The sequence below is a fragment of the Runella sp. genome (assembly GCF_027484545.1).
Lineage (GTDB): Bacteria > Bacteroidota > Bacteroidia > Cytophagales > Spirosomataceae > Runella.
On sequence record NZ_JAIXST010000061.1, the window covers coordinates 22,475 to 29,667 of the forward strand.

Annotated in this window: 5 protein-coding genes; 1 reads left to right on the forward strand and 4 read right to left on the reverse strand. The window is 42.7% G+C overall.

From position 1 onward, the window contains the following. Window positions 1-15 precede the first annotated feature (15 nt). A complete protein-coding gene (locus tag Q0081_RS05655) occupies window positions 16-1,596 on the reverse strand; it encodes a Na+/H+ antiporter (RefSeq protein ID WP_298350210.1) in 1,581 nt (526 codons plus the stop codon). A 195-nt stretch (window positions 1,597-1,791) separates the two neighbouring features. Here Q0081_RS05655 and Q0081_RS05660 point away from each other — a divergent pair, with 195 nt between their 5' ends. Continuing rightward, window positions 1,792-4,206: a trehalase family glycosidase gene (locus Q0081_RS05660; protein ID WP_298350212.1), complete on the forward strand. Its 2,415-nt coding sequence runs from the start codon at window positions 1,792-1,794 to the stop codon at window positions 4,204-4,206. Window positions 4,207-4,265: 59 nt separating this feature from the next. Here the strand turns inward: Q0081_RS05660 and Q0081_RS05665 are convergent, their stop codons facing one another. The 3 genes from Q0081_RS05665 to Q0081_RS05675 all read right to left on the reverse strand — a co-directional run bounded on the left by Q0081_RS05665 (window position 4,266) and on the right by Q0081_RS05675 (window position 7,001). Next, window positions 4,266-4,556, reverse strand: a complete 291-nt coding sequence (locus Q0081_RS05665) for a hypothetical protein (RefSeq protein WP_298350214.1) — start codon at window positions 4,554-4,556, stop codon at window positions 4,266-4,268. Window positions 4,557-4,767: 211 nt separating this feature from the next. After that, window positions 4,768-5,589, reverse strand: a complete 822-nt coding sequence (locus Q0081_RS05670) for an SGNH/GDSL hydrolase family protein (RefSeq protein WP_298350215.1) — start codon at window positions 5,587-5,589, stop codon at window positions 4,768-4,770. Between the two features lie 92 nt (window positions 5,590-5,681). Continuing rightward, window positions 5,682-7,001 carry a glucoamylase family protein gene (locus Q0081_RS05675; RefSeq protein WP_298350217.1) on the reverse strand — a complete coding sequence of 440 codons (1,320 nt, stop codon included), beginning with the start codon at window positions 6,999-7,001 and terminating at the stop codon, window positions 5,682-5,684. Window positions 7,002-7,193: the final 192 nt, after the last annotated feature.

Below are 7,193 nucleotides of genomic sequence, written 5' to 3' on the forward strand. Positions count from 1 at the left end.
TTACGGATATTTTTATCACTCGTTCAACCGCGCTTCTTCTAAATCCAGTTCGTATTCTTTGTTACGAATGATTTCATCGGAATAGCGTTTTTCGGTGCGGAGTTTGTGAAGTTCACTGCGGCGTACGGCAACGAGCTCCAACAACATACGGCGGTACCTGGGCAGGAAAAGTGCGGCTGCCGCGTCTTTTTCTTCCTTCTTCAATTTGCGGTTGGTAATATCTACCATGCGCTCGTAGCGTTCTTTGATGCGGGTATAGGCATCAATCGAGCTTAATTCGTCCATGTAGTTGCTTTGAAGATGGCTGAGTGCGGCTTCGGCCATCCGCAAACGAATGATAATCTCGTGTTCAATTTCTTCGTTGTCATCCTCCTTGATTTTCAGCCATTTGAGAATCGGCGACAAACTCAACCCCTGAAACACCAACGTAAACAGGATGACCACAAAAGTAATGAACAAAAGTAAATCACGGTGGGGAAAAGCAATACCATTGCTCAGTGTAAGCGGCACCGCCAATGCGGAAGCCAACGATACCACGCCTCGCATTCCGCTCCACCCGATCAGGAATTCATTTTCCCACTTCAGCCTTTTCTCTTTGTACATAAGCGAAGATAAAAACGCCCCGGAAAATACCCATACAACGCGAATCACAACAGTAACTACACTGATAATCAACGAATAAAAGACAAGTCCAAAAATAGAATATTTCTCCAGACCAGTAACAATTTGTGGAAGTTGCAAGCCAATCAGAATAAAGACCAGCCCATTCAAAATAAAAATCAAGGACTCCCACACCGAATACGCCTGAATCCGAGAGTTGTACGTAAAAATTTCATGCGAACGATAACTCAAAAACAACCCGCCCGTCACTACCGCCATTACGCCAGAAAAATGATAATGTTCCGCTGCGATGTACATCAAATAAGGAGAAATGACCGTCAGCGAAGTATCAATACTCGGCGTAGTGGGCATAAATTTATGAACGAGATACAACACGTTCGCAATGGCCAATCCGATAGCAATCCCCATACCTGCCACCATAAAAAAATCAGTCGTGGCTTTCATAAGCGTAAATTGGCCCGTCAGCACGGCGGCCAAAGCAAAACGGAAGACAATTAACGAAGAGGCATCGTTGATGAGGCTTTCGCCTTCCAGAATCGTCACAACGCGTTTGGGCACTTTTACCCCCTGCAATACCGACGTTGCCGCCACTGCATCGGGCGGAGAAATGATTCCTCCCAATAAAAAACCCAAGGCCAGAGGGAAATCGGGAATGAGCCATTGGGAAACAAAAGCAATAGCGGTGGAGGTAAAAATTACCAAGCCAAAAGCCAGCATACTGATAGCTTTACGGGCGGCCCAAAAATCCTTCCATGACGTATTCCAAGCCGCTGCGTATAATAATGGAGGTAAAAAAAGCAAAAAAACTATATCCGGATGCAAAGTAACAATGGGAATACCCGGTATAAAACTGATGAGCAGCCCCGCAATGACCAAAAAAATGGGATAGGATATTTTGAGCATTTCGCTCAGCATCGCCAGCATCGAAATTCCAAACAGAAGTGCTAAAATCAGCAACAGATTTTCCTGAATCATACGTGATAAGATGGTGGATAGAAGAGTAAATATAGTAAAAAAGTCGTACGATAACTATATGATGCAGTAAGAGGGATATCTGTGCGCAATAGTTATCCTAACAATACAGAGATTCTCGTAAATTGCACCTATTAAGAAAGAAACGTATCCGTTTCTACCTTAACAAACAAGCTATGTATTTACAATAACCTATTGATGATGAAGCCCTTAAAAACTCTCTGCCTTGCATTGCTACTTTTCCAATGCAAAACCACCCAAGAAACCCCCACTCATTTAAAATCACTTTTTGCCGATGTTGAAAAATTAAAAGGAAGAACCGAATACATCAATTCTCCTTTTGTCGCGGCTGGTGACCGGGTCTATTTGGTGGGTCACCAAGACGGTACGTTTCCTGACCTTGGTTGGCACGTAACGGGCGAAATGGGCGGCATTTGGGACCATCCCATTAAACTCATGGACGGTTTTACGGCAGAAATCGCCTCGGAGGGACAAAATGTATGTCTTACCAAAGCCGATACTTTTTACAATTACCCTTTCGCCAACGAACACCTTTATCAATTGCCGTCTTTGGGTTTGAAAGTGGAACGGCTCCAATTCGTGCCCGATGGAAAAGAGGCTGTAGCTATCGAATATACACTTTTCAACGAAAGCGACAATCCAAAAAAAATAACGTTCCACTTCAACGGAGTTTCTGATTTACGTCCTACGTGGCTTGGTGAGCGCACGAATATGAATGACGGAAAAGACGAAGCAACCTACGACGAATCCGCTAAAAGTTGGATGATAAAAGACAGTTTGAATGAATGGTACGTGGCTTTTGGCTCAACACTTACTCCCGTTTCGCATCAACAGAACACCGTCCATTGTGATTACAAACCTGCGGGAAAAACAACCAATGCATCGTTGAGTTATGAACTGGAAATTCCTGCCCATTCATCCGCAGTAATTCCATTTACAATTTCAGGTTCGTATAAATCTTCGTCTCAAGTCAAGGAAACATACCAAGATGTTCAGAAAAATACCGTCCAATTATTGAAAGACAAAAAAGAACGATACAAAGCCATTGCCGCCAAAACCCAACTGACCATTCCCGACAAAGATATCCAACTGGCTTTTAACTGGTTGAAATACAATTCCGATTGGCTGATTCGGGATGTACCCGAAGTAGGGCGCGGATTGGCGGCGGGCTTACCCGATTATCCGTGGTGGTTTGGGGTAGACAACGAGTACTCGCTGCAAGGCGTATTGGCCATTGGCAATGTTGACATTGTGTATAAAACCATTGATTTATTGGTCAAAGAATCCGAGAAAGTTAATAAAAGCAACGGGCGGGTATTACACGAAATGTCTACCAACGGTGCCGTTTTCAATCCCGGCAACATCAACGAAACCCCTCAGTTTGCTACGCTCATCTGGACCGTTTATAAATGGACGGGCAACAAAGAATTTTTGCAAAAGTATTACCCTTTCGTCAACAAAGGGTTGGATTGGTTGATGAAGGAAAATGACAAAGACGGCAATTTACTGCCCGACGGATTCGGAATGATGGAAATTCACGGACTCAACAGCGAGATGATTGACGTAGCGGCCTATACCCAAAAAGCGTTTGCCGATGCGGCAGAAATGGCTTCCGAAATGGGCGACAAAACACTATCTACTAACTACCAACAGGCTGCCAATCAGTTGAAGCAAAAGATAAATACCGATTTTTGGGCACCGGAAAGTCAATCGTACGCTGATTTTATCGGGACCAAAGAACAAACCCTGCATTTGATTAAGGATGCCATCGTCCGGGCAGATACGCTGAAAAAGCCGTGGGCGATTACCGAACTTAAAGCTACCGAAGCGAAGGTATTAGGGTTGCCTGCCAAAACAAAAAAAGGATTTGTACTTTTTCACAATTGGGTTGTGAATACACCAATGGAAATGGGGATTGCCGATACCGCCAAAGCACTCATTGCGCTCGAAACGGGTCACAAATTTGTCAACCCTTACGGTATGTTTGTCACGGGAATCGACCGCGATGAATCGGCGGGCAAAGATGTAAGCTCCTCAGCCAAAGGCAAGAAAACCTTTACCTACACAGGTGCCGTAATGACCTTACCCACCGGCGTGCAGGCGATTGCCGAAAACAACTACGGTCGCCCCGACCAAGCCTTGGATTACCTCAAACGCATGACCCGTGCTTTCAGTTTTGCACTGCCAGGCTCCATGTACGAAGTATCGCCTGATTATGGCATGTTTACACAGGCTTGGACGCTTTACAGTTATGCTATACCGTTGGTCAGACAATTCTTTGGAATTCAACCTATAGCATCGAAAAAAATAATCCGTATTCAACCCCAAATGCCTTCGACTTGGGACAATGCGCAATTGGAAAATGTAACGGTAGGTAACAATCAGTTAAAGGTAGTTTACGGTAAAAATCTAAAAACGGTCAAACTAACCATTGAACAAAGTCAGGAAGATTGGCAAATCCAATTGGCATTTCCTGCTCAAAAATACCGCGTTTGGAAACTGAACGGCCAACCCATGAATCCGAAGAAAGCAGGGAATTTTGATATAATTGAAGCAAAAGGCGCGAAAATTGAGTTGGAATTGGAGAATTGATTGACACCGAGTTGCGGTCACACCGACCAAGCCCAAAAGGCTCGTTATTCGCTTTATTATCAGTTTTTAAGCCTTTTATATTTTTCAACTATAAATCGTTCAATCCCTGGTTTTTCTAATTTTTCTACCCCTTTTTGAGTTAATGTATCATTGGAAATTTTAACTGTAAAATCAAATTTGTGATTTTCCCATTCACGACTGTTGAAGTATTCCAAATGCTCTGTGTAATTACTGTCAACCAATGTATAAGCCCCGCCACCTGCCGAATATGCTGCCGTAGTAGAGTCTTTTCCTTGGTTTAAATCATGACTAAAAAAAGCAAAATGCGTTGGGTTAATAATCTTTATCATTTTGATCTTAGGGTTAAACGTTGAAAAGGTCGAATCCTTTTCAGTGCTTGTGGCCGAAATCAGATCCCACGTACCGATGATGGAAGTTTGTTCCTGCTTTTTAGCCGTATCACACGAAGTGAAAAGGAAAACAGTTAAAAGGAAGCCAATTAGTGATTTCATAGTTGGTGTAAGAGTTCAGTTATTGAAAATGACGTGGTATTTATTATTGTTATTTTTTCAACTTCTTTATCAACATTTTAGCAATAACCTCATAGCCCTTGTCAGAAGGATGTAGCCCATCGTAGGTCATATCAATCGCTTCAAGTGGGTACGGATATTCGTCGGTTTCGGGGTTAAAAGGGACGTCAATAAAGGCAGGATATTTAAAATTTTTATACGTCCCGGTTTTGGGGTCTTTTAATCGTTTGTATTTTACCAACTTCTTTACTTTTAAACGATTGGTGTTGTACAAATCAACCACGCTAATGTGTTCAAATTTTCCAATGGCATTGATAGCTTCTGCGAACTGAGCCAATGTCTGTCCTTTTTTATCTTTATAAGAGCCATAGGCGTTGTTTTTCATATTGGCAACGTACACAAAATCAGCCCGTTGCATCGGCGTTATCAAAATGATTTTTGCATCTTTATTTAAACTTCGAAGTTTATTGATAATGAGACGAAAAGAACCATTTAGGGTTCCATTTCCTGTATTGTTTTCATAATCCGAAAAAGCACCCAACGGCCTGCCTACCCACCAATCATTCGTACCCAGAAAAACGGAATAAACATCTGCTTTTACCAAATTCAATTCTTCAATTTTTTCGGCAATCCGTCCCGAAGTCCAGCCGTTATAGCCTTTATTAATATATTCAATATCAGGCAATTGCTCAACAACCCGAGTCATGTACCCTTTGGTAATTCGGTTGCCCGTTTCATTGGCGTGTTCGTTTAAATACGTAATAGAATCTCCAATGACAACCCAAGTGGTTTTTTGGAAAGCAAAAGAACTGAACAGAAAAATTAAGACAACAAACGACAGAATTCTTTTCATTTTTAAAGTTTCTAAAATGATAAATTTGCAATAAATAACCGACAATCAAAAAACTTACTTTTACTTTACACCCTACCCTCTACCCTTTCCACTTATTTAGTAATATGCGGACTTTCAAAACCTAACTTTTTCAGGCCTTGCTGAATTTCAGGAATTCCCATAAACAGTTTCCAAAACAAGCCCGAACGGTGGTTTTCAATCATCACAATTTCCGGACTCTGATCTATGGCTAAGTACGAATCTGCGTACCAGTTTTTAGATTCGTTCATGGCATCTTTAAAGCCGTATTCACCCCACAATTGAGCACCTTTTTCTTCATAAAAGTACCGCAAAGCTGCCATGGATTCTTTGGGCGTATACGGAAACGAGGATATCGCCGCCGCTGGGGAAATGACACCCAAATCATTGTCGGGCGAATGTGCATTGTAACCTTCGTGATTATCACTCGCCGTCAGTCCCCAACAAGTGGGGCCGTAGCCTTTAAATTTGTTCGGATTGGCCACACAATGTTTGTAATTGATGAGCGTATGGTTCACGTTTTGCTCCCAATAATCCGCATATTGGTCTTTTAATCCGCGCGGGTCCAGTCCTAAAAATGAATAATGCAAAAAAAACAAAGGGCCGCCGTACTCAAAACCTAAAGGCAGTTTTACACCATAATACTCTTTCCCATTCTTAAAATGGCTGCTTTGGGCCCAGCATTTGTCATAATGCTCTTTGGAAATGGGATAACGCCTTGAGGAAGCCCCCAAAATATAGGTAATCAGGGTTTCGTTCCAACCCCGCAATTCAAAATTCATCGCCCATCCTTGGTTCGGGCTCCAATGCCAATACAGCTGATTGACCGACCCGCGCGTGTACCAGTCAAATTCCAGTTCATCCCACATCCAGGTGATTTTTTGGCGGAGGTCTCGTTCTACAGCATTGTCTTTGTCAAAATAAGCTCGGGCACACAATAGACCTTGAAAAAGATAAGCCGTTTCTACCAAATCGCCTCCGTCGTCTTTGCGACCGAAGGGAATGGTTTTGCCTGTTTCGCCGTCTAACCAATGTGGAAAGGCACCGTGGTAGTTAGACGCTTTGAAAAGAAAATTGGCTATTTTTTGGACTCTTGCCGCCGCTTCCTCCCGTTCAATCCACTTACGCTCCGCTCCCACTATGATGGCCATCACACCAAAACCTGTACCGCCACTGGTACAGGTTTCGTGGCCGTAGCCAAATGTAGTATTGCTGCGCTCGCGGGCAAGTCCGCTCGTGGGATGTCCAAAATCCCAGAAATAACGTAACGTTTGTTTCTGTGCCAAGTCAAGCAGGGCTTCATCCGTTAATTTTTCAGTCGGCTTAGCTATTTTTTGACTGAAACAAAACAAAGGCAAAACCGCCAAAAACAAGAATAAAATTTTACGATTCATACGAAATGTTGTAAGTTCCAAACGCGCTAAAATTACATTTTTTCCCGTAATTATTTAGCTTATCTCCGTCCCGAGGGTGTACGAATAAATGCAGAGCAATACTAAATTAGCCACAAAAAACGATGGACAAACAAAAAGCGACAGAAATTCTACTTTCCAAGTTAGATGAATGGGAAAAAATGCCCAAGCCTG

What these genes read in the sequence shown, in the direction of transcription:
- Q0081_RS05675 (WP_298350217.1), bottom strand. Translation starts at nt 7,001, where the DNA reads ATGAATCGTAAAATTTTATTCTTGTTTTTGGCGGTTTTGCCTTTGTTT.
- Q0081_RS05670 (WP_298350215.1), bottom strand. Translation starts at nt 5,589, where the DNA reads ATGAAAAGAATTCTGTCGTTTGTTGTCTTAATTTTTCTGTTCAGTTCT.
- Q0081_RS05665 (WP_298350214.1), bottom strand. Translation starts at nt 4,556, where the DNA reads ATGATAAAGATTATTAACCCAACGCATTTTGCTTTTTTTAGTCATGAT.
- Q0081_RS05660 (WP_298350212.1), top strand. Translation starts at nt 1,792, where the DNA reads ATGATGAAGCCCTTAAAAACTCTCTGCCTTGCATTGCTACTTTTCCAA.
- Q0081_RS05655 (WP_298350210.1), bottom strand. Translation starts at nt 1,596, where the DNA reads ATGATTCAGGAAAATCTGTTGCTGATTTTAGCACTTCTGTTTGGAATT.